The organism is Amycolatopsis ultiminotia (assembly GCF_039536925.1).
GTDB lineage: Bacteria > Actinomycetota > Actinomycetes > Mycobacteriales > Pseudonocardiaceae > Amycolatopsis > Amycolatopsis ultiminotia.
The window spans coordinates 246,716-271,837 of the sequence record NZ_BAAAZN010000001.1; the positions used below are offsets into that span (position 1 = coordinate 246,716).

The 25,122-nt window shown below is 71.1% G+C and carries 22 protein-coding genes; 9 read left to right on the forward strand and 13 right to left on the reverse strand.

What is annotated here, in order from left to right; all coding sequences use genetic code 11:
• Positions 1-113: 113 nt before the first annotated feature.
• The 5 genes from ABD793_RS01130 to ABD793_RS01150 all read right to left on the reverse strand — a co-directional run bounded on the left by ABD793_RS01130 (position 114) and on the right by ABD793_RS01150 (position 5,046).
• Positions 114-2,162: a transglycosylase domain-containing protein gene (locus ABD793_RS01130; RefSeq protein WP_344855743.1), complete on the reverse strand. Its 2,049-nt coding sequence runs from the start codon at positions 2,160-2,162 to the stop codon at positions 114-116.
• A gap of 135 nt (positions 2,163-2,297) precedes the next feature.
• Positions 2,298-3,119 carry an ABC transporter permease gene (locus tag ABD793_RS01135; RefSeq protein ID WP_344854327.1) on the reverse strand — a complete coding sequence of 274 codons (822 nt, stop codon included), beginning with the start codon at positions 3,117-3,119 and terminating at the stop codon, positions 2,298-2,300.
• Positions 3,079-3,918, reverse strand: a complete 840-nt coding sequence (locus tag ABD793_RS01140) for an ABC transporter ATP-binding protein (protein WP_344854328.1) — start codon at positions 3,916-3,918, stop codon at positions 3,079-3,081. Before ABD793_RS01140 ends, ABD793_RS01135 begins: the two co-directional genes overlap by 41 nt.
• Positions 3,915-4,370 (reverse strand): MarR family winged helix-turn-helix transcriptional regulator, encoded by a 456-nt coding sequence (locus tag ABD793_RS01145; protein WP_344854329.1) that lies wholly within the window; start codon positions 4,368-4,370, stop codon positions 3,915-3,917. Before ABD793_RS01145 ends, ABD793_RS01140 begins: the two co-directional genes overlap by 4 nt.
• Positions 4,371-4,440: 70 nt before the next feature.
• Positions 4,441-5,046, reverse strand: coding sequence for a LysE/ArgO family amino acid transporter (locus ABD793_RS01150; RefSeq protein ID WP_344854331.1), 606 nt, complete (start codon positions 5,044-5,046; stop codon positions 4,441-4,443).
• A gap of 70 nt (positions 5,047-5,116) precedes the next feature.
• Between ABD793_RS01150 and ABD793_RS01155 the strand changes: the two genes are divergently transcribed.
• Positions 5,117-6,007: a LysR family transcriptional regulator ArgP gene (locus ABD793_RS01155; RefSeq protein ID WP_425548639.1), complete on the forward strand. Its 891-nt coding sequence runs from the start codon at positions 5,117-5,119 to the stop codon at positions 6,005-6,007.
• On the opposite strand, the gene ABD793_RS01160 is transcribed toward ABD793_RS01155, so the two are convergent.
• Complete coding sequence (locus ABD793_RS01160) at positions 6,008-8,080, reverse strand: AMP-binding protein (protein WP_344854333.1); 2,073 nt, start codon at positions 8,078-8,080, stop codon at positions 6,008-6,010. It lies immediately after the preceding gene.
• Between the two features lie 208 nt (positions 8,081-8,288).
• Between ABD793_RS01160 and ABD793_RS01165 the strand changes: the two genes are divergently transcribed.
• The 8 genes from ABD793_RS01165 to ABD793_RS01200 all read left to right on the forward strand — a co-directional run bounded on the left by ABD793_RS01165 (position 8,289) and on the right by ABD793_RS01200 (position 14,874).
• Positions 8,289-8,774: a universal stress protein gene (locus ABD793_RS01165; RefSeq protein ID WP_344854334.1), complete on the forward strand. Its 486-nt coding sequence runs from the start codon at positions 8,289-8,291 to the stop codon at positions 8,772-8,774.
• 105 nt (positions 8,775-8,879) lie between these two features.
• On the forward strand, positions 8,880-10,001 hold the full coding sequence (locus tag ABD793_RS01170; protein ID WP_344854335.1) for an acyl-CoA dehydrogenase family protein: 1,122 nt from the start codon (positions 8,880-8,882) through the stop codon (positions 9,999-10,001).
• Positions 9,998-10,960, forward strand: a complete 963-nt coding sequence (locus tag ABD793_RS01175) for an LLM class F420-dependent oxidoreductase (RefSeq protein WP_344854336.1) — start codon at positions 9,998-10,000, stop codon at positions 10,958-10,960. The genes ABD793_RS01170 and ABD793_RS01175 overlap by 4 nt, the downstream gene beginning before the upstream one ends.
• Positions 10,957-11,415, forward strand: a complete 459-nt coding sequence (locus ABD793_RS01180) for a winged helix-turn-helix transcriptional regulator (protein WP_344854337.1) — start codon at positions 10,957-10,959, stop codon at positions 11,413-11,415. Before ABD793_RS01175 ends, ABD793_RS01180 begins: the two co-directional genes overlap by 4 nt.
• Positions 11,412-12,167, forward strand: a complete 756-nt coding sequence (locus ABD793_RS01185; RefSeq protein WP_344854338.1) for a putative protein N(5)-glutamine methyltransferase — start codon at positions 11,412-11,414, stop codon at positions 12,165-12,167. Before ABD793_RS01180 ends, ABD793_RS01185 begins: the two co-directional genes overlap by 4 nt.
• Before the next feature lie 55 nt (positions 12,168-12,222).
• The gene (glgA, locus tag ABD793_RS01190) at positions 12,223-13,380 is read left to right on the forward strand and encodes a glycogen synthase (protein ID WP_344854339.1); all 1,158 of its coding nucleotides are present in this window, start codon (positions 12,223-12,225) and stop codon (positions 13,378-13,380) included.
• Positions 13,377-14,594: a glucose-1-phosphate adenylyltransferase gene (glgC, locus tag ABD793_RS01195; protein WP_344854340.1), complete on the forward strand. Its 1,218-nt coding sequence runs from the start codon at positions 13,377-13,379 to the stop codon at positions 14,592-14,594. Before glgA ends, glgC begins: the two co-directional genes overlap by 4 nt.
• A gap of 10 nt (positions 14,595-14,604) precedes the next feature.
• Entirely contained in the window at positions 14,605-14,874 is a 270-nt protein-coding gene (locus ABD793_RS01200; protein ID WP_344854341.1) for a mycothiol transferase, read from the forward strand.
• A 258-nt stretch (positions 14,875-15,132) separates the two neighbouring features.
• Here ABD793_RS01200 and ABD793_RS01205 read toward each other — a convergent pair whose 3' ends face one another.
• The 7 genes from ABD793_RS01205 to ABD793_RS01235 form a co-directional block, all read right to left on the reverse strand.
• Positions 15,133-16,338, reverse strand: a complete 1,206-nt coding sequence (locus ABD793_RS01205) for a nucleotide disphospho-sugar-binding domain-containing protein (RefSeq protein WP_344854342.1) — start codon at positions 16,336-16,338, stop codon at positions 15,133-15,135.
• A 102-nt stretch (positions 16,339-16,440) separates the two neighbouring features.
• The gene (locus tag ABD793_RS01210; protein ID WP_344854343.1) at positions 16,441-18,282 is read right to left on the reverse strand and encodes an exo-alpha-sialidase; all 1,842 of its coding nucleotides are present in this window, start codon (positions 18,280-18,282) and stop codon (positions 16,441-16,443) included.
• On the reverse strand, positions 18,279-20,285 hold the full coding sequence (locus ABD793_RS01215) for a beta-galactosidase (protein WP_344854345.1): 2,007 nt from the start codon (positions 20,283-20,285) through the stop codon (positions 18,279-18,281). The genes ABD793_RS01210 and ABD793_RS01215 overlap by 4 nt, the downstream gene beginning before the upstream one ends.
• 1 nt (position 20,286) lies before the next feature.
• Entirely contained in the window at positions 20,287-21,216 is a 930-nt protein-coding gene (locus tag ABD793_RS01220; RefSeq protein ID WP_344854346.1) for a dihydrodipicolinate synthase family protein, read from the reverse strand.
• Positions 21,213-22,178, reverse strand: a complete 966-nt coding sequence (locus ABD793_RS01225; protein WP_344854347.1) for an oligopeptide/dipeptide ABC transporter ATP-binding protein — start codon at positions 22,176-22,178, stop codon at positions 21,213-21,215. Before ABD793_RS01225 ends, ABD793_RS01220 begins: the two co-directional genes overlap by 4 nt.
• Positions 22,175-24,148 (reverse strand): dipeptide/oligopeptide/nickel ABC transporter permease/ATP-binding protein, encoded by a 1,974-nt coding sequence (locus ABD793_RS01230; RefSeq protein WP_344855745.1) that lies wholly within the window; start codon positions 24,146-24,148, stop codon positions 22,175-22,177. The genes ABD793_RS01225 and ABD793_RS01230 overlap by 4 nt, the downstream gene beginning before the upstream one ends.
• A complete protein-coding gene (locus ABD793_RS01235; protein ID WP_344854348.1) occupies positions 24,148-25,107 on the reverse strand; it encodes an ABC transporter permease in 960 nt (319 codons plus the stop codon). The genes ABD793_RS01230 and ABD793_RS01235 overlap by 1 nt, the downstream gene beginning before the upstream one ends.
• Positions 25,108-25,122 lie beyond the last annotated feature (15 nt).

Below are 25,122 nucleotides of genomic sequence, written 5' to 3' on the forward strand. Positions count from 1 at the left end.
CCGCTACTGTAATACGCATTACGACCGTCAGGAAGACGCAACAAGGATCGAGTCGGTCCGGCTCCGGTGTGCCGGGGCCGGCGCGGCCCGGCGGCGGGTGTGCTCTCGGCGGGTCAGGAGTGCGCGTTCAGGTACTGCGGGTCCGGTGGCGGGATCGGCACGTCCGGCTGTCCGGCCAGCAGGGTGCCCATCGCGCGGAAGTACGGCGGCGCGGCGACCGTGCCGCCGAACGCGCCGTGCCCGCAGTTGCCGAGGTGGACCGGGGTGCCGGGGCAGATCTCCTGCGGACGGGGGCCGTCCGCGAAGACCATGGAGGACACCGCGTAGTGGTCCACCCCGCCGACGAACGCGACCGACTCGCTCTGCTGGGTGGTTCCGGTCTTGCCGATGTCCGGCCGGGTCCAGCCCGCGGCCCGTGCCGCGGCCGCGGACGTGCCCGCGGTGGTGTCCCGGCTCAGTCCGGCTTCCAGGGTGTTCGCCACGCCGGGCGGTACCACCTGTTCGCACGCCTGTTGCTTGAGCGGCACCGGTTTCCCGGACCGGTCGGTGATCGACAGGATCGGGTCCGGCGGGCACCAGGTGCCGCCGCTCATCAGCGTCGCGGAGACGTTCGCCATCTCCAGCGGGCTCACCGGGCTGTTGCCGAGGGTGAACGACAGCAGGTTCTGGAAGTACTTCGACTGCGGCTCGTCGTACTGCGGGTTCTTCGACCGCGGATCGGCCGGATCGGTGATCGGCGCCGAGCCCGCGTCGTTGGTGGCCAGCGTGCTGCGCAGCCCCAGCTTGCTCGCCATGTCCAGCACCGCGGGCATGCCGACCTGTGCCTCCAGCCCGACGAACGCGACGTTCGGCGACGTCGCCAGTCCGTCGGACAGCGAGATCGGGTTCGGGTAGCTCGTGCCGTCGTTGCTCACCGGGTAGCAGTGCGTGTACTGGTTCGCGTTCGGCGGGGTGAAGCAGTCGCTGAACGGGTTCGTCAACGGTGTGTTCAACCCCGCCTTGCCCGCGGCCATCGCGGCGGCCGAGGTGAAGATCTTGAACGACGAGCCCGCGCCGAATTTGTTGCTCGCGTCGGCCACGATGTTCGTGGACGTCTCGCCCTGGTCGGGATCGGTGCCGTAATTGCGGTTCGCGACCATCGCCAGGATCTGGTGCCCGTCGCTGCCCGGCTGCACCACGGCGAAGGTGTTGGCCACACCGTCCTGGGTGGTCGGCACGTTCGCGTCGACCGAGTCCTTCACCACTTGGCTCACGTGCGGGTCCATGCTCGTCTTCACGGTGTAGCCGCCGGTGTCGATCTGGTCCGCGGTCAGCCCGGACTGCGCGAGGTAACGCACCGCGTAAGCGCAGAAGAACCCGGCATCCGGTGCCGCGCCGAGGCAGGTGCTCGACGGCGTCTGCGGCTTCGTGCCGACGACGCCGAGTGGCGAGGCCTTCGCGGTAGCGGCGTAGGAGGCCGGGATCGAGCCGGCGGACACCATCGTGTCGAGCACGACATTGCGCCGCTGGAGAGCTTTGTCCGGATGCGTGTACGGGTTGTAGAGACTGGGGTTGTTCACCATGCCGGCCAGCAATGCGGCCTGCGGAACGGTCAATTTGTCCGCAGTCGTCCCGAAATACGCCTTCGCCGCGGCGCCGACGCCGTACACCGTGCCGCTGAACTCGACCACGTTCAGGTAGTCGGCGAGGATGTCCTCCTTCGGCACGGTCTGGTTCAGCTGCACGGCCATCTTGGCCTCGCGCAGCTTGCGCGCCAGTGAGTCCTCGCGGTCCTTCTGCTGCGCGGTCTGGCTTCCGCGGTCGACCACGTTCACGAGGTAGTTCTTCACGTACTGCTGGGTGATCGTCGAAGCGCCCTGCAGATCGCCGCCGGAGCTGTCGTTGACCGCCGCGCGCAGCATGCCCTTCACGTCGACGCCGCCCTCGGAGTAGAACCGCCGGTCCTCGACGTCGATGATCGCGGCCTTCATGGTTTGAGCGATCTGTGCCGGAGTGGCCGGAATGCGGTACTGCGAGTACAAAGTCGCGATCGCCGCACCGTTGCGGTCGGTCACGGTGGTGACCAGGGGCGGATCCGCATGCGCGAGATCGGCCGAGATGGTGTCGACCGAGTCACTGACCTGATTGGACAGCACCCCGGCGCCGATGGCCACCGGCGCCATCGTGCCGGCGACGAGAACCCCCGCCAGCACACACAATCCGAAGAACGGGGCGATCCCCCTGCGACGAGCCACGGTCGCCACGTTAGGCCGATTCCGGTGAGACGGCTGTGTGCACGCGGGGATGTGACAGAAGTGTCATCGGGCCAGCCTGCCCAGCAATGCCGAAGCGACCGCGATCGCGAGCGCGCTCGCGCCGATCAGGACACCGAAGTCGGTTCCGAGGTCGGCGGGGGTGCCGATGAGCAGCCCGCGCAGCGCGTCGACCTGATAGCTCAACGGGTTCACGTGGCTGAGCACCTTGAGCCACGAGGGCATCAGAGTCACCGGATAGAGTGCATTGGATCCGAAGAACAGCGGCATGGTGATGGCCTGCCCGATGCCCATCAGCCGTTCCCTGGACAGCACGAGCCCGGCGATCACGATGGACAGGCAGCAGAAGAACGCCGAACCGAGCACCACGATCACCGCGGTGCCCAGCAACCGCAGCGGGTTCGCGGTCAGCCCGACACCGAGGATCAGCGCGAGGACCACCACCATGACCGCCTGCACGAGTGCGCGCACGCCGGCGGCGAATGCCTTGCCCGCCACCAGCGCAGCCCGCGGGGTCGGCGTGACGAGCAGTTTGGCGAGCACTCCCGCGTCGCGTTCCCAGATGATCTGGATGCCGTAGAAGATCGCGATGAACAGTGCGGACTGGGCGAGGATGCCCGGCGCGAGGTAGTCCAGGTACGGCACCGATCCGGTCGGGATCGCGCGCAGCCGGGTGAAGGTCTCGCCGAAGATCAGCAGCCACAGCGCCGGTTGGATGGCGCGGGTCAGCAGTTCGGTCTGATCGCGGCGCAGCTTCTGCAGCTCCACCAGGCACATCGCGCCGACCCGTGCGGCCAGCAGGCGCAGCTGCCCGAACGGGCCGGGGTCAGCCGAGGCGGCGGGCGGTGCGGCGAGTGGCGCGGACATCGCGGATCCCTCCTGTTCCGGTCTCGAGCACGTCGCCGGTGACCGACCGGAAGACGTCGTCCAAAGTGGAGCCGTCGCCGAGCCCGGTCTCGAGTTCGGCCGGGGTGCCCAGTGCGCGCAGCCGTCCGGCGTGCATCAGCGCGACGCGGTCGCAGTACTGCTCGGCCTCGTCCATGTAGTGGGTCGTCACGAGCACCGTCATGCCGGTGCGTTCGCGGATCTCGGAGATCCGGTCCCACACCGCCGAACGGGCCACCGGGTCGAGTCCGATGGTCGGCTCGTCGAGCACCAGCAGCCGGGGCGAGCTGACCAGCGCCTGGGCCAGTTCCAGCCGCCGGATCATACCGCCGGAATACCGCCCGGCCGGCCGGTCCGCGTCGTCCAGCAGCCCGACGAGCTCCAGCGCCCCGCGCACCTGCCCGGTACGCCGGGCCCGCGGCACGTCGAAGAGCCGGGCGAACAGTGCCACGTTCTCGCGGCCGGTCAGCGCGCCGTCCGCGGACAGCTGCTGTGGCACGTATCCGATCAGCCGCCGCACGGCCATCCGCCGCCGGGCGACGTCGAGCCCGAACACGGTGACGTGCCCGGCTCCGGCGGGCAGCAGCGTGGTGATCATCCGGATCGTGGTGGTCTTGCCCGCGCCGTTGGGGCCGAGCAGCCCGAACACCTCGCCGGGCCGGATCTCCAGGTCGACCCCGTCGACCGCGCGGGTGCCGCCGAACGAATGCCGCAGGCCGGTGCACCGCACGGCCGCTTCGGCTGCGGGCCGGGGTTCGGGGACGGGTCCGGGTTCGCTCATCTGTCGTCCTCCTTCAGCATCCCGGTGAGCCGGTCGAGCGCGGGCAGCGCGGCGGTGATCGCCGAAATGTCCTCTTCGGACAGCCGGGTCAGCGCCTCGGAGACCAGGCCCGCCCTGGCCCGCCCCCAGTTCTCCAGCCGCTGCCGCGCGGCTGCGGTGAGGTGCAGCCGGGCCGCCCGCCGATCGGCCGGGTCGACCTCACGGCGCAGCAATCCGGCTTCGGTGAGCAGGTTCACCAGGGTGCTCACCGAATTGCCGGCCAGCTGCAGCTCGCGGGCCGCGGCGGCGACGCCGATACCCGGATCGCGGTGCACCACGCGCAGCAGTTCGACGTGCGAGCCGGGCAGGTGCGGACCGGGCAGTTCGCTGCGCAGCCGACGGCGCACCACCCGGCGGATCCGCAGCACGGTGCTCATCAGGTCTTCGGCGAGGGCGGATCCGGCGCGGGGCATACCGGCAATTTAGCTCTTAGTCAGAGTTATGGGCAACGTCGAATGTCCCGTTCGCCCGATGCCTTCCGGTTCATCCCGCGGCAGCCAGCATCCGGACACCGAGGACGGTCATGGTCACCGCGATCACCGCGTCCAGTACGCGCCACGCGGCCGGGCGGGCGAAGACCCCGGACAGCCTGCGTGCGCCGAATCCGAGCGTGCAGAACCACACGGCACTCGCGAAGACCGCGCCGATGCCGAAGATCCAGCGTTCGCCGTGGTGACTGCCGGCCACGGAACCGAGCAGCAGCACGGTGTCGAGGTACACGTGCGGGTTGAGCCAGGTCAGTGCGAGGCAGGTGAGCAACGCGCGCCGTGGCGAGGTGAGCGCATCCGGTCCGGCGACGAGCGAGGCGGGGCGGAACACCCGGCGGGCGGCCAGGCAGCCGTAGCCGAGCAGGAAGAGCCCGCCGAGCACGCTGAGCACCCCGAGCGCGGCCGGCCACCGCTGCAGCAGCACGCCGATACCGCTCACGCCGGCCGCGATCAGCAGCACGTCCGACACCGTGCAGACCAGCACCACCGGCGCGACGAGCCCGCCGTGCAGCCCCTGGCGCAGCACGAAGGCGTTCTGCGCGCCGATGGCGACGATGAGCGACAGGCCGGTGCCGAATCCGGCGGCGAGTGCAGCGATCACGCCGCCGACGCTACGGCCGCCTTCGGCAATTACTCCAGGTAAAGATCCTGACCTAAGATAAGCGATCGTGATGTCCGATCTTCCGCTCGACCAGGTGCGCACGCTGCTCGCGGTGGTCGACGAGCAGTCCTTCGACCGGGCCGCGGCGGTGCTGCACGTGACCCCGCCCGCGGTGAGCCAGCGGGTGAAGGCACTCGAACAACGCGTCGGCCGGGTGCTCGTGCTGCGGTCGAAACCCGTGCGGCTGACCGAATCCGGGCAGGTGCTGGTGCGCTTCGCCCGGCAGCTCACCCGGCTGGAGGCGGACACCAGGGCGGAACTCGGCCTCGGCGACGATCCGTCCGCCCGCGCGGCCACCCTGCCGATCGCGGTCAACGCGGATTCACTGGCCACCTGGTTCCTCGGCGCGCTCGCGGAGGTACCCGCGGCGCCGCCGATCTCGTTCGACCTGCGCAGCGACGATCAGGACCACACCGCCGGACTGCTGCGCGAGGGCCTGGTGATGGCGGCGGTGACCTCGGCCCCGCATCCGGTGCAGGGCTGCACGGTGACCCGGCTCGGCACCATGCGCTACCGGGCGGTCGCCTCGCCGGGGTTCACCGCGCGGTGGCTGGCCGGCGGCCCGCTCGCCGAGCGGCTGCCGGCGGCGCCTGCGGTGTCGTTCGACCGCAAGGACGATCTGCAGGACCGGTTCCTGCGCAGGCTCACCCGGCGCCGGCTGCCGGAGCCGGTGCGGCACTACGTGCCGGCCTCGGTGTCCTTTGTGGACGCGGTGGTGGCCGGGCTCGGCTGGGGCATGGTGCCGCAGCGGCAGCTGACCGGCCGCGGGCTCACCGACCTGGCCCCGGCCCGTCCGGTCGACGTGCCGTTGTACTGGCAGCAGTGGAAGCTGGACTCGCCGCCACTGGCCGCGGTGGCCGCTGCGGTGTCCCGCGCGGCGGCCCGCGAGCTCACCCGCTGATCAGGACTGCGGCAGCGGCCAGAGCTCGTCGCCCAGCAGCCGCTTCACGATCTTGCCGGTGGCGTTGCGCGGCAGTTCCGGCACGAAGTACACCTCACGGGGTACCGCGAAGCGGGCGAGCCGCTGGTGGATGTAGTGGCGCACGTCCTCGGCGTGTATCCGGGCACCGCGGTCCAGCACCAGGTAGGCGGCCAGCCGCTGGCCGAACTCGTCGTCCGGGACGCCCACCACGGCCGCTTCGGACACCCCCGGCAGTGCGACCAGTGCCTCCTCGACCGGGCGCGGGAACACGTTCTCCCCGCCGGACACGATCATCTCGTCCGCCCGGCCGGTCACGAACAATCGTCCGGAGGCGTCCTGGTAGCCCACGTCGCCGGTGGCCATCAGATCCTCCGCGCGCGACACCGTGCTGCCGTTGGTGTAACCGTCGAACAGCATGTCGTTGCCGACGAAGATCTGCCCCTCGTCGCCGGGCGGCACCCGGCGCCCCTCGTCGTCGAGGACCGAGACCCGGGTGCCGGGCGGGCACCGCCCGGCGGTGGTCGGCGCGCACCGCAGGTCCGCCGGATCGGCGATGCTCGCCCAGGACACCTCGGTGGAGCCGTAGAAGTTGTAGAGGATGTCGCCGAAGGTGTCCATGAACGCGGTCACGAACGCACCCGGCATCGCCGATCCGCTGCTGGCCACGATCCGCAGCGAGGACAGGTCGTACCGGCTGCGCACGCGTTCGGGCAGATCGAGGATCCGCTGCAGCATGATCGGCACCGCGAACAGCGCGTCGCACCGGTGCTCGGCGATGGTCCGCAGGGTCTCCTCCGCGTCGAACCGGCGGATCAGCGACAGCTCCGCCCGCACCGCCATGCCGACCTGCATCGCGGCCAGCCCCCAGCTGTGGAACAGCGGGGCGGCGACCGCGATCTTGTCCCTTGCGTGCAACGGGATCCGCGCGAGGATGCTGGCCGAAGTACTGAGCCCCTTGGGGGTCGGCCGCCGGGCACCCTTCGGCGTGCCGGTGGTGCCGGAGGTGAGCACCACGATCCGGCCCGGCCGCGCGCTCGGTTTCGGCCGGGTCCGCGGGGCTTCGCGGATCAGCTCGTCGAGCGTGCGGTAGCCCTCGTCGGCGTCGTCCCAGGTGCTCACCCGCGGGAAATCGCCGCGCACGCCCGCGATGGTCGAGGCGAACTCGTCGTCGGCCAGTACCGCGGCGGGCCGGTGCTCGGCGAGCACCTCCCCGACCGCGGAGGGGGAGAGGCCGGTGTTGAGCAGGACCAGGTCGGTGCCGAGTTTGCTGCAGCCGACGAACGCCTCGATCATTGCCGCGTGATTGCGGCACATCACCGCGACCGGCTGCCCTGCCTCGACCCCGAGCGAGGCGAGCGCGTTCGCGAGCTGGTTGCTGCGCTGATCGATCTCGCCGAAGGTGCGGCTGCCCCGCTCGTCGTGCACCGCGAGGTCGTCGGCGCCGCGGGCAGTGGCCGCCAGGTAGCCGCCCGCGACCGTGGCACCCCACTGCGTGATCGAGTTGAGCTGCCGGATCATCCGGTCCGGCCGTCCGGCGGTCAGCACGCCCGCCCGGACCAGGATGTTCGCGACGCGCAGTGTGGTCGCGCGGTCCTGTTCCGGAGGTTCGGCGGGGACGCCGGACAGCTGCTGTCCGATGCGCATGCACAGCTGGCGGAGCAGGCTCTTGACCGCACTGCGGGTGAGCAGGCCGGCGTGCTCGTCGCTCAGCGACGGGAGCATCATCCGCAGGGTCAGCTCGGTGCCGCCGCGGGCGGCCGGGCGCAGTTCGAGCGACACCCAGTTGCGCTCGTCCGGCAGGCCGCACCACACCACGTGCTCGCCGGGGCGGTAGACCACCGCGTGCACGGTGCCTTCCACCAGGGTGTTCTCGTCCGGGGCCAACCGGACGAGACAGCGCGGCCCGCGGCCGCGCACAGCCGCCTCGGTCACCTCGCACCAGCTGATCGCCGGTACGAATCTCGGGTACAGCTCGGGTGTTCCGACGATCTGCCACACCTGTCCGGGTGGGTGCCCGATGACCGAAGTCGCCTCGACCACATCGTCTCGCATCGCGATCCGCCTCACCGCCGCACGCGTGTCGGGCTCCCCGGTACCTACCGGACGCGTGTTCAGGTTCCGGGGCACGCTACCAGCAAACGGCGGATCGGGGGTACTCCTGACGAGCGGCCGTCCAACCTGGTGGAACTTCCCCGCGGGGCGCGGTGCCGAGCGGACGGGGACGCTGCGCGCGGCCGGGCCGGCCGGGGATACTGACCGGGTGGAGCAACTGGTCGAGGAGTACGGCCCCCGCTGGGAGCCGGGGCCGTACGAGCGGGGCACCGACGGACCGCGGGTCATCCTGGCCGGGGTGGACACCTCGCCGACCGGGATGCGCGCGGCGTCCTACGCGGCCGGTCTCGCCCGCAGACAGGGAGCACGGCTGGTCGTCGTGTACGTCGCCTCGCCGACGGTGTGGACCGGACTGGCCGCGGCCGCGGTGGTGGACATGCAGCAGCAGACCTTCGAGGAGGAGATCGAGCAGCTGCGGGCGGAGCTGCGCGGCAGCGCGGACGAACTGTGCCTGCCGGTCACCTTCACCGTGCGCCGCGGCGAGACTTTCCCCGAACTGCGCCAGGCCGCGCTCGACGAGAGCGCCGATCTGGTCGTGGTCGGAGCGTCCGAACAGGGCGGGCACCGGCTGGTCGGCTCGATCGGCAACCGCCTGGTCCGGGCCGCGACCTGGCCGGTCGTCGTGGTGCCCTGATCTGTGGTGTCCTGATCTGTGGTGTCCGGAGCGCGTCGTTGACATGTGCCCGAAACTCGGTAAAGAATCTGTACCGGTAAGAAATATGAACCGGTTGGAGGGTGGATGGACGGGTTGCCGGACGAGGTGGCGAACCTGGCCGCGGTCGCGGCGCGCTGTGCCGAGGACACGGAGCGGGCCGGTGCACTCGCGCCCGAGGTGGTGGCCGCAGCGAAGACGTCCGGGCTGCTGCGGGCCGGGCTGCCCGCGCGGCTCGGCGGGTCCGAGCCCACTGCGGCGGCCGTGCTGCGGGCGGCCGAACGCGTGGCCGAGGCCGATGCGTCGGCAGGCTGGTGCGTGTCGATCGCGGCCACGAGCAGCCTGCTCGGCGCCTACCTGCCCGAGGACGGCGGGCAGGAGGTCTTCGGTGATCCGGCCGCCGTCGCGTTCGGGGTGTGGGCGCCGCAGGGCAGGCTCACCCCGGCCGAAGGCGGGGTGACGGTGTCCGGGCGGTGGCCGTTCTGCAGTGGTGTGCCGCACTGTGACTGGGGTTTCCTCGGCGGGGTACGGGCGGATACCGGGCAGCTGGTGGTCGCCGCGATGCCCGCCGCGGAGCTGACGATCCACGACACCTGGCACACCTCGGGCCTGCGCGGCACCGGCAGCCACGACACGAGCGCGGACGAGGTCTTCGTGCCTGCCCGGCGCCTGCTGTCCGTTGTGGACGGTCCGCCGGCAGATGCCGGTCCGCTGCACCGATTCCCGATCTTCGGGTTCTTCGCCGCTTCGATCGCCGCGGCCGCGCTCGGCAACGCCCGCGGCGCGATCACGGACCTGCTCGAACTGGCCGTCGCCAAGCGCCCGTCCGGCTCCCGGCGCACGCTCGCCGAACGGAGCGGCACCCAAGGCGCGCTGGGTGCGGCCGAGGCAGCGCTGCGGGCGGCCCGCGAGTTCTACTACCGCGCGATCGACGATGCCTGGCTGGCCGCCGAAGAATCGGCGGTGGTCCCCGACCCGGTCCGGCTCGCCTTGCGACTGGCCTGCACGCACGCGGTCCGGGTGTCCGCGGAGATCACGCGCACCGCCTACGATCTCGGTGGCGGAACGGCGATCTACGAGACTTCCCCGCTGCAGCGGCGATTCCGCGACGCGCACACTGCCACCGCGCACTTCCAGGTCAACGCCGCCACCTACGAACTGCCCGGCCGGCTGCTGCTCGGCCTGCCGGCGGACACCACGCAGCTGTGAACGCGCTCGGGATCGTCACACCGTTCTGGCTGGATCGGCCGGACCGCGAAGCACTCGACATCGCGCTCGCCGCCGAGGAACACGGGTTCGGGCAGCTGTGGATCGGCGAGATGGCGACGTTCGACGCGTTCGCGCTCGCCACCGCGGTCGCCGTGGGTACCGAACGGATCGGGCTGCGGATCGGCCCGCTGCCCGCGGGGGTGCGCTCGCCGGTTTCGCTGGCGCTGGGCGTGTCCTCGGTCGCCACCCTGGGCCGCGCTCCGGTCGGTCTCGCGCTCGGCGGGTCGAGCCCGGCGATCGTGCACGGGTGGCACGACCGGCCGTGGGAGCACGGCGCCCCGCGGATGCGGGAGACCGTGGCCGCGGTGCGCACCGTCCTGAGTGGACAGCGGCTTGCCGTATCCGGGGACCACGTGCGCAGCAACGGTTTCCGGCTGCGGCAAGCGCTGCCGGAGATACCGATCACGGTTGCCGCGTTCGGGCGGGCGATGACAAGGGTGGCCGCGGAGGTGGCCGACGAGGTGGTGCTCAACCTGGTTCCGGTCGAACATGTCGCGAGGGTGCGCGAGCAGCTGGACGAGCAGGCGCGTGCGGTCGGCCGGACCCCGCCGCCGCTCGCGGTGTGGGTCCCGGCCGCGCTCGAACCGGGAACGGCTGCGCTGCGTCAGCTCGCCGCTCAGGTCAGCGTGTACCTGAGCCCACCCGGTTACGGCGAGTTGTTCTCCGCGCTCGGGTACCGGGAGCTCGTCGAGGCCGCCCGGTCCGGCGTACCGAGAGCCGGGCTGGCCGCTGCGGTACCTGCCGGTCTGCTGCGCGTGATCGGTGCGTTCGGCGGACCCGCGGAGATCCGCGAGCGGATCGCGGCCTACCACGAAGCGGGTGCCGGGCATGTCGGTCTCGTCCCGGCGACCGCCGAGGATCCCGGCGGGCGGCGGTTGCTGCGGGAGGTGGCCCGGTGAACGACCTGGAGCACCGGTTCACCGAGGAGTCCGTCGGCCGGTCGCTGGCGGTGCTGGGGGAGCGGTGGACGTTGCTGATCGTGCGCGAGGCGTTCTTCGGCGTGCGCCGCTACGGGCAGTTCGCGCGCAACCTCGGCATCCCGCGGCCCACGTTGTCGGCGCGGCTGAAGAGCCTGGTGGAGCTCGGCGTGCTGGAACGGGTGGCCTACGCGACCGGACCGGATCGCCACGAGTACCGGCTCAGCGCGGCGGGCAGGGAGTTGTTCCCGGCATTGGTCGTGCTGATGCGGTGGGGCGACGAGCACCTGCCGCTGCCGGAAGGTCCGCCGCTGGTGCTGCGGCACGCACCGTGCGGCGAACCCGTCGAGCCCTGGCTGGTGTGTCACCGCTGCGGCGCGGAGATCACGACGGCGAACGTCACCCCGGAGCCGGGCCCCGGGCACCGCGAGGGATGAGGACTGTGGAATTCGCGGATGTCGTGGTGCGCCTGCGGGCGGCCGGCTGCGTGTTCGCCGAGGACGAGGCGCGGCTGCTGGTGGAATCGGGCGCACCGCTCGGTCCGATGGTCGAACGGCGCGCCGCGGGTGAGCCGCTGGAACACGTACTCGGCTGGGCGGAGTTCGGCGGGCGGCGGTTCCTGGTGGAGCCGGGTGTATTCGTGCCACGGCACCGCAGCGCACTGCTGGTCCGGCTGGCCGCCGGGTTCGCCCGGACCGGCTCGGTGGTGCTGGACCTGTGCTGTGGGTCGGGTGCACTCGGTGCCACCGTCGCCGCGCAGGTGCCGGGGATCGAGCTGCACGCGTCGGACGTGCAGCCGGCCGCGGTCCGGTGCGCACGGCGGAACGTTCCGGGGCAGGTGTACGAGGGCGATCTCTGCGAACCGCTGCCGTCGCGATTGCGCGGCCGGGTCGACGTGCTGATCTCGAACGTCCCCTACGTGCCCACCGGAGACATCCGGCTGTTGCCTCCCGAAGCACGCGAGCACGAGCCGCGGACCGCGCTCGACGGTGGTGACGACGGGCTGGCCGTGCTGCGCCGGGTGCTCGCCGAGGCGCCGTCGTGGCTCGCCATCGGCGGGCACCTCCTGTTCGAAACGAGCGAACGGCAGGCACCGGCCGCGGCGCGCGAGGTGCGCCGGGCCGGGCTGGGCGGCACCGTCGAACACGACGACGAACTCGATGCGACGGTGGTGCTCGGCGGCCGGTGATCTTCGCCCGCTTTCCGTACTGCGCCGCGGTGGCCGGGCCGTCTAGGGTCGGGGCATGAAGGTCGGCTTGCTCACCCGGGAGTACCCGCCGGACGTCTACGGGGGAGCGGGGGTGCATGTCGAGTTCCTGGCCACGCAACTGCGGTCGCTGGTCGATCTCGAGGTGCACTGCTGGGGCTCCGACCGGCCGGACGGCGCGCACGGGCACCGCGACGCGCACGGCTACTCCCAGCCCGCGTTCGCGACCATGGACATCGCGGTCTCGATGGCGGACGCGCTCGCCGGGCACGATCTCGCGCACAGTCACACCTGGTACGCCAACCTCGGCGGGCACCTGGCGAAGCTGACCCACGGCATCCCGCACGTGATCACCGCGCATTCGCTCGAACCGCTGCGGCCGTGGAAGGCCGAACAGCTCGGCGGCGGTTACCGGGTGTCGTCGTGGATCGAGCGCGAGGCCTACGAAGCGGCGGACGCGATCATCGCGGTGAGCGCGGGCATGCGCCGCGATGTGCTGTCCGCGTATCCGGAGGTCGATCCGGCGCGGGTGCACGTGGTGCACAACGGCATCGACACCGCTCTGTACCGTCCGGACCCCGGCAGTGACGTGCTCGCCAAGCACGGCATCGACCCGGACCGGCCGTACGCGCTGTTCGTCGGGCGGATCACCCGCCAGAAGGGGGTGCCGCACCTGGTGCGCGCGGGGGCGGAGCTGGACGAGGACGTGCAGCTGGTCCTGTGCGCCGGCGGCGCGGACACCCCGGAGCTGGACGCGGAGTTCCGCGGGCTCGTCGCGGATCTGCAGGCGAAGCGGTCCGGCGTGCGGTGGATCCCGGAGATGCTGCCCCGCGCCGAGGTCGTGCAGCTGCTCACGCACGCGCTGGTGTTCGTGTGCCCGTCGGTCTACGAACCGCTCGGCATCGTGAACCTGGAGGCGATGGCGTGCGGCACCGCGGTGGTGGCCAGCGACGTCGGCGGGATCCCGGAGGTGGTCGACGACGGTGCGACCGGCGTGCTCGTGCACTACGACGAGGACGATCCGGCCGCGTTCGAAGCCGGGCTCGCCGCCGGGATCAACGGGCTCGCCGCGGATCGCGACCGTGCCGCCCGGCTGGGCCTGGCCGGAAGGGACCGTGCTGTGGGACAGTTCGGCTGGGCCGCGATCGCCGCCGCGACGGTCGCCGTCTACGAGGCGTGCGGGAGGGTTTCGTGATCGACGGATCCGATGTGCTGGGCATCGTCCTCGCCGGCGGCGAGGGCAAACGGCTGATGCCGCTGACCGCGGACCGCGCGAAACCCGCGGTGCCCTTCGGCGGTGTGCACCGGCTGATCGACTTCGTACTGTCCAACCTGGTGCACGGCGGGATCCGCCGGATCTGCGTGCTCACGCAGTACAAATCGCATTCGCTGGACCGGCACATCTCGACCACCTGGCGGCTGTCGGCGCTCACCGGCGAGTACGTCACGCCGGTGCCCGCGCAGCAGCGGCTCGGCCCGCGCTGGTTCCAGGGCAGCGCGGACGCCATCCACCAGAGCCTCAACCTGGTGCACGACGAATCGCCCGCCTACATCGCGGTGTTCGGTGCGGACAACATCTACCGGATGGACCCGCGGCAGATGATCGACGCGCACATCGCCTCCGGCGCGGGGGTCACCGTGGCCGGCATCCGGGTGCCGCAGGCGGAGGCGAGCGCGTTCGGCGTGATCGAGACCGCCGACGGCGAGCGGATCGAGCGGTTCCTGGAGAAGCCGCAGGACCCGCCGGGCCTGCCGGATTCGCCGGACGAGTCGTACGTGTCGATGGGCAATTACGTGTTCACCACGCAGGTGCTGATCGACGCGCTGCTGGCGGACTCGCGCAACGTCGGTTCGAAGCACGACATGGGCCGCGACATCATCCCCGCGCTGGTGGACAAGCGCGAGGCGGCGGTTTACGACTTCACCGGCAACGTCGTGCCCGGCGAAACCGACCGGGACCACGGCTACTGGCGGGATGTGGGCACGATCGACAGTTACTACGACGCGCACACGGACCTGATCTCGACGTCCCCGATCTTCAACCTCTACAACCGGAAATGGCCGATCCTGGCGCACCCCGGCCAGCGTGCGGCGGCGAAGTTCGTGGAGGGCGGCACGGCGACCCAGTCGATCGTGAGCAACGGCTGCATCATTTCCGGTGCACAGGTGGTCGATTCGGTGCTGTCGCCGGACGTGTTCGTGGAAAACGGCGCGGTGGTACAGGGTTCGGTGCTGTTGGACGGGGCACGGGTGGGCCGCGGCGCCGTGGTGCGACGAGCGATCCTGGACAAGAACGTGGTCGTCCCCGCAGGCGCGCACATCGGCGTGGACCTGGCCCGCGACCGCGAGCACTACCACGTGAGCCCGTTCGGGATCGTGGTACTGGGCAAGGGAGAATCGGCAATCTAGGATCGCCGCGGTGCGCACCGCCGAGCTGCATCGCTCTCTGCGGGAGTCCAGGGAGAGCGTGGCCGCCGCACCGGACGGCCTCGGCGAATACGAGCTGCGCCGTCCGATGACCGCCACCAGCCTGCTCGGCCTGGTCAGACATCTGGCCGGGATCGAGTTCGGCTACCTCGGCGACTGCGTTGGCCGCCGGCGCCGGTCCGGCTGCCGTGGATGGCGGACGGCTCCGTCTGGGAAAGTGCTGACATGTGGGCCCGCGCCGACGAGTCGAGCGAGTACCTGATCGGTCTTTACCGGAGCGCGTGGTGGCATTCCGACGAGTCGATCACGCAGCCGGCCCCGGACGCTACGCGACACCGGCATCTGGCGGGCATCCCGCCGTGGCAGCAGATGGACGTGGCCTACACGGCGCTCGGCTTCGCCACCGTCGCCCTCGACGGACGCGGCAACCCCGGGCCGGGGATCGAGGACCCCGTCACCGCGCTGCCCCAGCTCGCCGAGCGCCATCCCCTCGACCGGGTCGGTGTGGCCCGGTGCGTACTCAGGACGGGCGGTTCAGCGCGTCGATCGTGCGTGCCAGTACGTCGGCCGGGCTCGGCTGGGTGGCCATTTCCGCGCGGACTTCCGCGGTCGCGGTGCGGAAGGCGTCCTCGGTGAGCAGCCGGCCGACCATCGATCGCAGGGTGGCGACGTCGGCCGTGGCCGGGTCGTGGGTCAGGCCGACGCCACGGTCGGCGACGCGCTGGGCGGACATCGGGTTGTCCGCGAAGCCCGGCAGGACCAGTTGCGGGATGCCGTAGAACAGCGGCGCGGCCGTGGTTCCGGAGCCGCCGTGGTGCACGATCGCCGAGCAGGTCGGCAGGAACACCGACAGCGGCAGGTAGCCGACCGAGCGCACGTTCGGCGGCAGCTCGCCCAGTTCGGTCAGATCCGCCGTGCCCGCGGCCAGCACCACCTCGACGTCCATCCCGCCGAGCGCCTCCAGCACCACGGTCAGGCTGCTGACCCCGTTCACGGTCGGCACCACCGTGCCGAGAGTGACCGCGACCCGCGGCCGCTCCGGACGGTGCAGTGCCCACTCCGGCACCACCGCGCCGCCGTTGTAGGGCACGAACTGCATGGGCCACCACGGCACGCCGTCGCGTTCGTCCGGGTGGTCCTGGTCCGCGCGGAGCCCGCCCATGCTGGGTGCGCGCGGGTCGATCCTGGCGAGGGTGCGCGGGCCGGCACGGCCGATGCCCAGCTTCTCCCGCACCGTCATGGCACCTTCGCTCTCGCTGAAGGTGCCGTGCCCGGCCCGCCAGTCCGCGTCGCGCACCGACCAGGAGATCCGGTTGCCCACCTCGAGCTGGGGCACCCCGAGCGCGGCCGCGGCGAGCGAGCCCGCGGCGTGGTCGGAGGTGGTGACCACCAGATCCGGGCCGAACGCGCGGCCCACCTCGATCGTGCCCTCGGTCATGGTGACGGTGAAGAGCCCGAACGGGCCGTTGCCGCGGGGGATGTTCCGGTATTCCGCCGGAAGATCCGATTCGTCCCCCTCCCCGGTGACCGTGGTGATCAGGTCGCGCCAGACGTCCCGCTGCGGGAACACGTCGAACACCGGCAGCCCGGCTCGGGCACCCGCTTCGGTCATCTCGGAGGTGGTCGCGAGCAGGATTTCGTGCCCGGCGGCACGCGCGGCCCAGACCAGCGGGATGAGCGGCAGCGTGAGCCCGTAACCGGGCGCAGAGGCGAACAGGATCTTCACGAACCCGAGCGTGCCAGATCCGGCCCGTTCCGCGCAGCCCGATTACCCCGGCGCACCGCCGGACGACCGGCAAGCCGGGACAAACCGGCCGGAATCGCGTGGTCAGCCCGCCCGGTCGAACGGCAGCCAGCACACCGCACCGGGCACCGCGGCGCCGGTGGCCACCCTGGCCACCTCGGGACCGGTGAGGGCCCTCCGGTAGAGCCGGGTGTCGTCGAGGGCACCGGCGAGATGCTGGCTGCCGTCGAGCCGTTCGCCGAGCAGCAGCTGGAACGAGACGGTCTCGCTGACCGAGCCGGAAACGTCCGGACCGGTGGCGGCGACCGCTCCGTCCACCAGGATCCGCAGCTGTCCCCGGGAACGCTGCAGCGCGAGGTGGTGCCACTGCTGGTCGTCGTAGGCCTGCGGAGTGGTCACCGAGCGGTTTCCGGATGCGGTGGTCATGCTCGCGAGCAGCCGGTGGTCCGCAGGTTCGCCACGCAGCCACAGCTGGGGCGCCGTGGTTCCCATGCCGCCCAGCCAGAGCAACGCCTGTGGCTGTTTCGAAGCGCCGTAACGGAACCAGGTGCTGAAGGTGAAGTCACCCGCGCCCACCAGCTGTGCCGGCGAATACCGCGCACGCACGAAATCGTCGACGCCGTCCAGCTGCACCGCGCCGCCGAACCGGCCGGGCGCCACGTTCGTCCCGCCGACCAGGTTGGCGCCGGTGTGACCGGTCGAAATGTCCGGAGTGGACGGTCCGGCGGAACGACGCCAGCCGAGGTCGTGTTCGTCGAAGCGGGCGAAGCGGATTTCGTCGCGAGCGTCGACCGCGCCGCCTTCGTACAGCAGGCCGATCCTCGCGTTCGGTTCCTGCGGACCGCTCAACTGCACCAGGTCGGAATAGCCGGACCAGTCGGACGTGATCCGCGTGCCCTGGTCCGCGTTCTCCCAGCTGCGGCCGTGATCGTAGGACGAGCGGATGGTCATCCAACGGCGGTGGTCGGTGTCGGCGGGCGAGGCGAATAGCAGCCGCTCGCCGCCGGGGCGTTCCAGCCGCAGCAGCGAACCCTGCACCATCGGCGTGACGAGGTCCGGGATCGCGGTGAACGGCCCGCTGAAGGTTTCCCCGCCGTCGCGGCTCAGCGCGTAGTCCCGGTTGCCGACGTCGGTACCGTCTTGTTCCCGGCCACCGGCGTAGATCGTGCCGTCCGGAAGTTCGGCAACGCTGACCTCCGAAGGCTTTTGCGCGTAGCTCCGGCCGGCCGGATGCGGATAGCTGTCCACCGCGCCCACGTGCCAGCTCCGGCCGTGGTCGTCGCTGTAGACCAGCGCGGCGTAGTTCTGCACGGAGTCGGTGCCGTCACTGCGCTCCGCATTGACACCGAACACCAGCCGTCCGGCGTGCCTGCCGTATGCCAGCCGGATTCCGTGCACCGGACCGGATGCGTACCACGAATCCCACTCCGGCAGCTTCGCTTGCGCGCTGATGTCGACCGGGCCGGACCAGGTGCGGCCGTCGTCGTCGCTGTACTGCGAATGTGGTGCGCGCGGGCACGGGACATCGCACGCCTGATCGTCGTCGCGGCCCTTGTTGTACGTGGTGATCAGCACGATCCGGCCGGTTGCAGTGTCCACAATGGGCACCGGGTTGCCGTGCGTGTCGCCACCGCCGCGGTTGACCACCTGCAGCGGCGACCAGGTGCTGCCGCCGTCGGTGGATCGTTTGAGCACCAGGTCGATGTCGCCGGTGTCGCCGCAGTTGTCGCGGCGGCCCTCGGCGAAGGCGAGCAGTGTGCCCGACGCGCTGTGAACGATCGCCGGAATGCGGAAACAGGCGTAACCGGTCTCCTGGTGCGGGTTGAAAACCGCCTGCTGGTCGAGGGCCGGGGCCGCGCGTGCGACCCCCTGGACGCCGAATACCAGCAGCAGGAAGGCCAGTGCGGCCAGGGAAAGCCGTCTCACCGGACTTCCTCCCCGCCCGCCAGTGCCAGCACCGCCACCCCGCCGGCGGCCAGCGGTACCTCCGAAACCGGCTGTCCCGGATCGGCGAGCAGGTCCGCGGCAGGTTCCGGCACGGACACGGTGACCGCTTCCGTGCCGTGGTTGAGCAGGAACAGGTAGTCCGATTCGCCGTGGCGCAGCACGGCTTGCACCCCGTCGGGCAGTCCGGGCAGCACCGGTGTCACGCCGGCCTCGGCGGTGATCCGGTCGAACAGCAGGCGCATCGTGTCCGGGGACGGCCGGGTGCCCAGGTACCAGGCGACGCCCTCGCCGAACTCGTGCCGGGTCACGGCCGGGCGGCCGGCCAGCGCGCCCTCGGCGAAGGTGGCCACCGTCGCGGCGCCCTCGGGTTCGATCCACTCCGACCAGATCGTCGCCGGCGCCGGGATGCCGTCGAGGTCCACAGTGGTCTCGCCGCCTTCGGGCAGCGGCCAGAATTCGTCCACGCGCAGGCCGAGCAGGGCCCGCAACGGCGCCGGGTATCCGCCGAGGTGCACCCGGTCGTTCTCGTCCACGATGCCGGAGAAGAAGGACACCACCAGATGCCCGCCTCCCTCCACATAGGACCGGAGGTTCGCCGCCACCGCCGAGTCCATCAGGTACAGGTTGGGCACCACCACGAGCCGGTACCCGGACAGCTCACGCGCCGGATGCCGTACGTCGCAGGTCACGTTGGCGTCGAACAGCGGGGCGTAGTGCGCCAGGTGGGTGTCCAGCTGGCGCAGGTCGTCCGACGGGTGCGAATCCAGTTCCAGCGCCCACCAGCTGTTCCAGTCGTGCAGGATGGCCACGTCGGCGTGCACACGGCTGTCGGCGATCTGCGGCACCGAAGCCAGTTCACGGCCGAGCTCGCGCACCTCGCGGAAGGTCCGGGTGTCACGGCCGCCGTGCGGCACCATCGCCGAGTGGAACTTCTCCGCGCCGCCCGTGGTCTGCCGCCATTGGAAGAACAGCACCGCGTCCGCACCCCGTGCCACCGCCTGCCAGCTGCCCAGCCGCATGGCGCCGGGGGGCTTCGGCCCGTTGCGGGTCCGCCAGTTGACCGCGCTCGGCGCCTGCTCCAGCAACAGCCACGGCTTGCCGTCCTTGGCGGAGCGGACGAGGTCGTAGGCGAAGGCCGCCTCCAGATGCCCGCGCGGATCGTGCGGATCGGGGTAGGAATCGAGGCTCACCACGTCCTCGTGCGGGGTCCAGGTGTGCCAGTCGAGTGCCTTCTGCACCAGCCCGACGAAGTTCGTGGTCACCGGGACGTCCGGGGTCACCCTGGCCAGCACCTCGCGTTCGGCGCGGTAACAGCCGAGCGAGGCGTCCGAGGAGAACCGGTGGTAGTCCAGCTGCTGTGCCGGGTTCGGGAAGGTCGGCGCGACGCGCGGCGGCTCGATCTCGGCCCAGTCGTCGTAGCGCTGCGACCAGAACGTGGTGCTCCACGCCGCGTTGAGTGCGTCGATGCTGCGGTAGCGCTCGCGCAGCCAGCGGCGGAAGTCCTCGGCCGAAACTGCGCAGTAGCACGCACGGATGTGGCAGCCGAACTCGTTGCCGATGTGCCACATGGCCAGCGCGGGATGCCCGGCGTAGCGGGTGGCGAGCTGCTCCACGAGCCGCACGGCGTGCTCGCGGTAGACCGGGCTGGACGGGCAGAACTGCTGCCGTGCGCCCGCGGAGAGCCGGGTGCCGTCCGCCCGCACGGGCAGGATTTCCGGATGCCGGTGCGAAAGCCACGGCGGCGGTGAGGCGGTCATCGTCGCGAGGCAGACCGAAACCCGGCCCGCGGCGAGTTTGTCCAGCACCTCGTCGAACCAGCCGAAGTCGTACTCGCCCGGCCGCGGCTCGACCTGTGCCCAGGAGAAGATCCCGGCGGTCACCATCGACACGCCGGTCTCGGCCATCAGCTTCAAGTCCTCGTCGTGCACCTCGGGGGACCAGTGTTCGGGGTTGTAATCCCCGCCGTAGTACAGCCGATCCATCTCAGAGCAACCCCGTCTCCGCCAGCTTTTCCTTGATCTGCAACAGCTCGTCGGCATTCAGCGGCAGCTGCGGCGGGGCCAGCACGGCGTTGTCGATGAACCCGCGCATCTTCATCGCGGCCTTGAACGCACCGAGTGCGGCCGAACCGCGGCCCATCCGTTCCGGCGGCGCGACGTCGGTGATGGTGAACAGCGACAGCAGACGTTCCTGCTCCCGGCGCGCGGCCGTCGCGTCGCCCGCGCGGCAGTGGTCGTGGATCTGCACGTACCCGGCCGGATCGACGTTTCCGAGGCCGGGTACCGCACCGTCCGCACCGAGTGCCAGCGCGGAGTCCACCAGCAGCTCGGACCCGGTGAACACGGCGAAGGAATCGAGACCGCGTTCCCGGCGGGCCTTGAGCAGGAAGCGGAATCCCGCCTCGTCACCGCTGGAATCCTTGATCCCGGCGAGTACCCCGTCCGCGGCCAGCGCCAGCACCGTCTCGCGGTCGAGTTTCGTGTGCACCGCGACCGGGATGTCGTAGGCGAAGATCGGCAGCGACGTCCGCTCGTGCAGCAGCCGGAAATGCCGGTCGATCTCCGCGGCGTGCGTGCGGGTGTAGTACGGCGCGGTCACCACGATGGCGTCCGCGCCTGCGGCCTCGGCGGTCTTGACGTGCTCGGCCACCCGCAGCGTGGTCATGTCGATGCATCCGGCCAGCACCGGAACCCGGCCCGCGACCTGGTCGACCGCGGTCTCGACGGTGCTCCGGCGCTGTTCGCCGGGCAGGAAGGCGACCTCGCTCGACGAGCCGAGCACGAAGATGCCGTGCACGCCCGCGCCGAGCTGGTATTCGATGTGCCGTCGCAGGGAATCGGTGTCCACGGTGAAGTCGTCGTGCAGCGGCGTGCACAGCGGCGGGATGATGCCGGCGAACTTCGGCGGGGTCATGAGGGGCTCACTCCGGTCGGGATCTCTGGGTGGATGCAGCGGTAGGTGTGTTCCGGCGGACCGTCCGTCGGGGGCAGGCCGATCGAGCACTCGGGGGTGGCCTTCGGACAGCGGGTGTGGAACGGGCAGCCCGGCGGCGGTGCGGTGGCCGACGGCACCGGTCCGCTGAGGACGATCGGCTCGACCGGATGCAGCAGGCTCGGTGTGGCGGAGAACAACGCCCGCGTGTACGGATGGTGCGCCTGCGCCGGCAGTTCCGCTGCGGGCGCCTGTTCGACGACCCGGCCGAGGTACATGGTCACGATGCGGTCGCTCATCCGGCGCACGGTCTGGATGTCGTGCGACACGAACACCATCGCCAGGCCGAGCCGTTCCCGCAGATCCAGCAGGAGGTTCAGGATCTGCGCGCGGACCGACACGTCGAGTGCGGACGTCGGTTCGTCGGCCACCAGCAGCGCCGGGTGCAAGGCGAGCGCCCTGGCGATCGCCACCCGCTGGCGCTGCCCGCCGGACAGCTGCGCGGGCAGTGCGCCGGCCACGCTCGGGGGCAGCCCGACCAGGTTCATCAACTCCCGCACGCGTTCGTCCCGTTCCGCGGGCTTGCCGCGGCGATGCACGTCGAGCGGGTCGCGCAGGATCTTCCCGACGGACAGCCGCCGGTTCAGTGCGGTGGCCGGATCCTGGAACACCATGCCGACCGTGCGGCCGAGTTCGGCGGCCCGCAGCCGGTCCAGCGGCGTACCGGAATACCGCACGGTGCCCGCGGACGGCTTCTGGAGCCCGACCAGCACCTTGGCCAAAGTGGACTTCCCGCAGCCGGATTCCCCGACCACGCCGACGGTTTCCCCGGCCTCGATGGTCAGGCTCACATCGGTGAGCGCATCCACCTGCGCACGGCCGAACAGGCTCGCGCCGCGGATCCGGTACACCACGTGCACGCCGTCGACTTCGACGAGGTTCATGCCTCGGCTCCTTCCGCGACCACCGGGATCGCGCTTTCGGCGGGGTAGTGGCAGGCCACCAGATGGTCTTCGCCCCGGCGTTGCGGCGGCACCTCGAAACAGTGCCCGCGGGCGGCCGGGCAGCGCTCGGCGAACCGGCAGCCCGGCGGGAAGTCCGCGGGTGCGGGCACGACTCCCTTGATCTGGGTCAGTTTCGCTTCGTTCTCTTCGAGCGATAGCACCGCGCTCAGCAGCCCGCGGGTGTAGTGGTGCTGCGGTGCGCCGACGACCTGCGCGGTGGACCCGGTTTCGGCCACCTGCCCGCCGTACATCACGACCACGCGGTCTGCGACGTCGGAAACCAGCGCGAGGTCGTGCGAGACCAGCACGAGCGCGAAGCCCAGTTCCTCCTGCAAGCGCAGCAGCAGCGCGATGATCTGTGCCTGCACGGTCACGTCGAGTGCGGTGGTCGGCTCGTCGGCCACGATGAGCTTCGGGCTGCGCGAGAGCGCCATCGCGATCAGCACGCGCTGGCGCTGGCCGCCGGACAGTTCGTGCGGGTAGGCCCGCAGCGTGCGGCCGGGGTCGAGGTTCACCAGCTCCAGCAGCTCCGCCGGGGTGCGGGTGCCGCCCCTGCGGGTGAACTGCTTGAGCTGCGCGCGGATCGTCATCGCCGGGTTCAGCGAACTGAGCGCGTCCTGGTAGACCATCGAGATGTCGTGCCCGAGATGCCTGCGCCGGGCGGCCGCCCGCATGCTCGGCAGATCCTCGCCGGCGAACCGGATTTCCCCGCCGAGGCGGGCCGCGTCGGGCTGCAGCCCCATGATCGACAATGCGGTCAGCGATTTGCCACAGCCGGATTCGCCGATCAGGCCGAGCACTTCCCCGGCCCGCACGGTGAACGAGACACCGTCGACCACGTTGACCCCGCGGTGCCGGTCCGGGAACGAGACGGTCAGGTTGTCGACCTCCAGCACGGCGGGCCGGCCGGAGAGATCCCGCGCTTTCGCCGACAGCCGCCGTCCGGCTTCCGGCAATCCGCGCAACGGAAGCACCGGGGCAGCGTTCTCGGCTGCCTTCTCGACTGCCTTCTCGACCAGGTGCGCCGCTTCGCCCGCTTTGGCGGTGCGGGCCGAGGGCGCGGCCCAGGCATCGGAGATCCCCTCGGACAGGATGTTCAGCACCAGCACGGTGATCAGGATCAGCAGGCCGGGGAACAGCGTGGCCCACCAGCCGCCGGTGAGCACCATGTCCTTGCCGTCGGACAGCACCGATCCCCACGACGGGTTCGGCGGCTGGATACCCGCGCCGATGAACGACAGCGACGCCTCGAACACGATCGCGTCGGCCACCGTCACCGTGCAGTAGACCAGGACCGGTGCCGCGCAGTTGACCGCGACGTGCCGGGCGAGGATGAACAGCCGCTTCGCGCCGAGCACCCGTTCCGCGGCCACGTAGTCCTCGCCGTACTGGGCCTGGACGTTCGCCCGCACCACGCGGGCGACCGGGGCCATGTTGAGGAATCCGATGGCGAGGATCAGCACCAGGATCCCGCGGCCGAACACCGCGACCAGCACCGCGGCGAGTGCGACCCCGGGAAACGCCATGATCACGTCGAGCACGCGCATCAGCACGGAATCGGTGCGGCGTCCGGTGGTCGCGGCGAACGAGCCGATCAGCACACCCGCGGCCAGCGCCAGCACGGTCGCGCCGAGGCCGATCGCCAGTGACCACCGGGTGCCGGCCACGAGCCGGGAGAAGATGTCGCGGCCGGACTGGTCGGTGCCGAACCAGTGCGCCGCGCCCGGCCCGCCGGTGTCGGTGCTCAGCGCGTCCGGATCGTGCGTCGCCAGCAGCGGACCCGCCACCGCGGCCAGCACGAGCACCAGCAGCACGGCCAGCGCGATCCAGGAGGACAGCGGAAGCCGCCGGAACCGGACGCCGGGGCGGGACAGCCGGGCGGTCAGGCCGGGGCGCAGCACCGGGCGCATCACGACCGGCTCCGCAGGCGCGGGCTCACGACGAGGGACAGCACGTCGACCACCAGGTTGACCAGGACGAAGGCGATCGCGATGGTGAGCACGAAGCCCTGCACCTTCGCGGTGTCCCCGTCCTGCACGGCCTGGATCATGTTCTGGCCCATACCGGGCAGCGCGAACATCGTCTCGATCACCACCGCGCCGCCGAGCAGGTAGCCGATCCGGAGACCGAGCACGGTCAGCGGCGTGGTGAGCGCGTTGCGCAGCACGTTGCGGCCCACCACGACGACCGGGGGCAGCCCGCCGCCCCGTGCGGTGCGCACGTAGTCCTTGTCCAGCTCCTCGACCATGGACGTGCGGATCACCCTGGTCAGCTGTGCGGCCACCGGCAGCGACAGCGAGATCGCGGGCAGGGTCAGCGAGTTCAGCCAGCCGGACAGCGAATCGGCCGGGTTGATGTAGCCGCTGGTGGGGAAGAGGCCCTTGCCCACGGCGAGCCATTGCACGAGCAGCAGTGCGATCCAGAACGCCGGCGCGGCCAGCCCGCCGAGGGTGAGCACCCGGATCAGCTGGTCCGGCCATCGGCCGCGGAACAGTGCCGAGGTCACGCCGAGCACCAGCGACAGCACGAGCGCGAGCACCAGTCCGAGCAGGGTGAGCTGCACGGTCAGCGGGAGCGCGGTGGCGATGGTCTGTCCCACCGGTTCCTTGGTGATCACGCTGGTGCCGAAGTCCCCGTGCAGCAGGTGCCACACGAAGTGCACGTACTGCAGCGGAAGCGGGTCGAGCAGGCCGTTCTGCGCGCGGAACTGCTGTAGCTGCGCCTGGCTGGCGTTGGCGCCGTTGAACGCGGCCAGCGCCGGATCGACCGGGGAGAACCGCATCACGACGAACACGAACAGGATCACGCCGAGCAGCAGCGGGATCAGGGCGAGGATGCGGCCGGCCAGCATCCGTACGACGACGATCACGTGGACCTCCCGCGG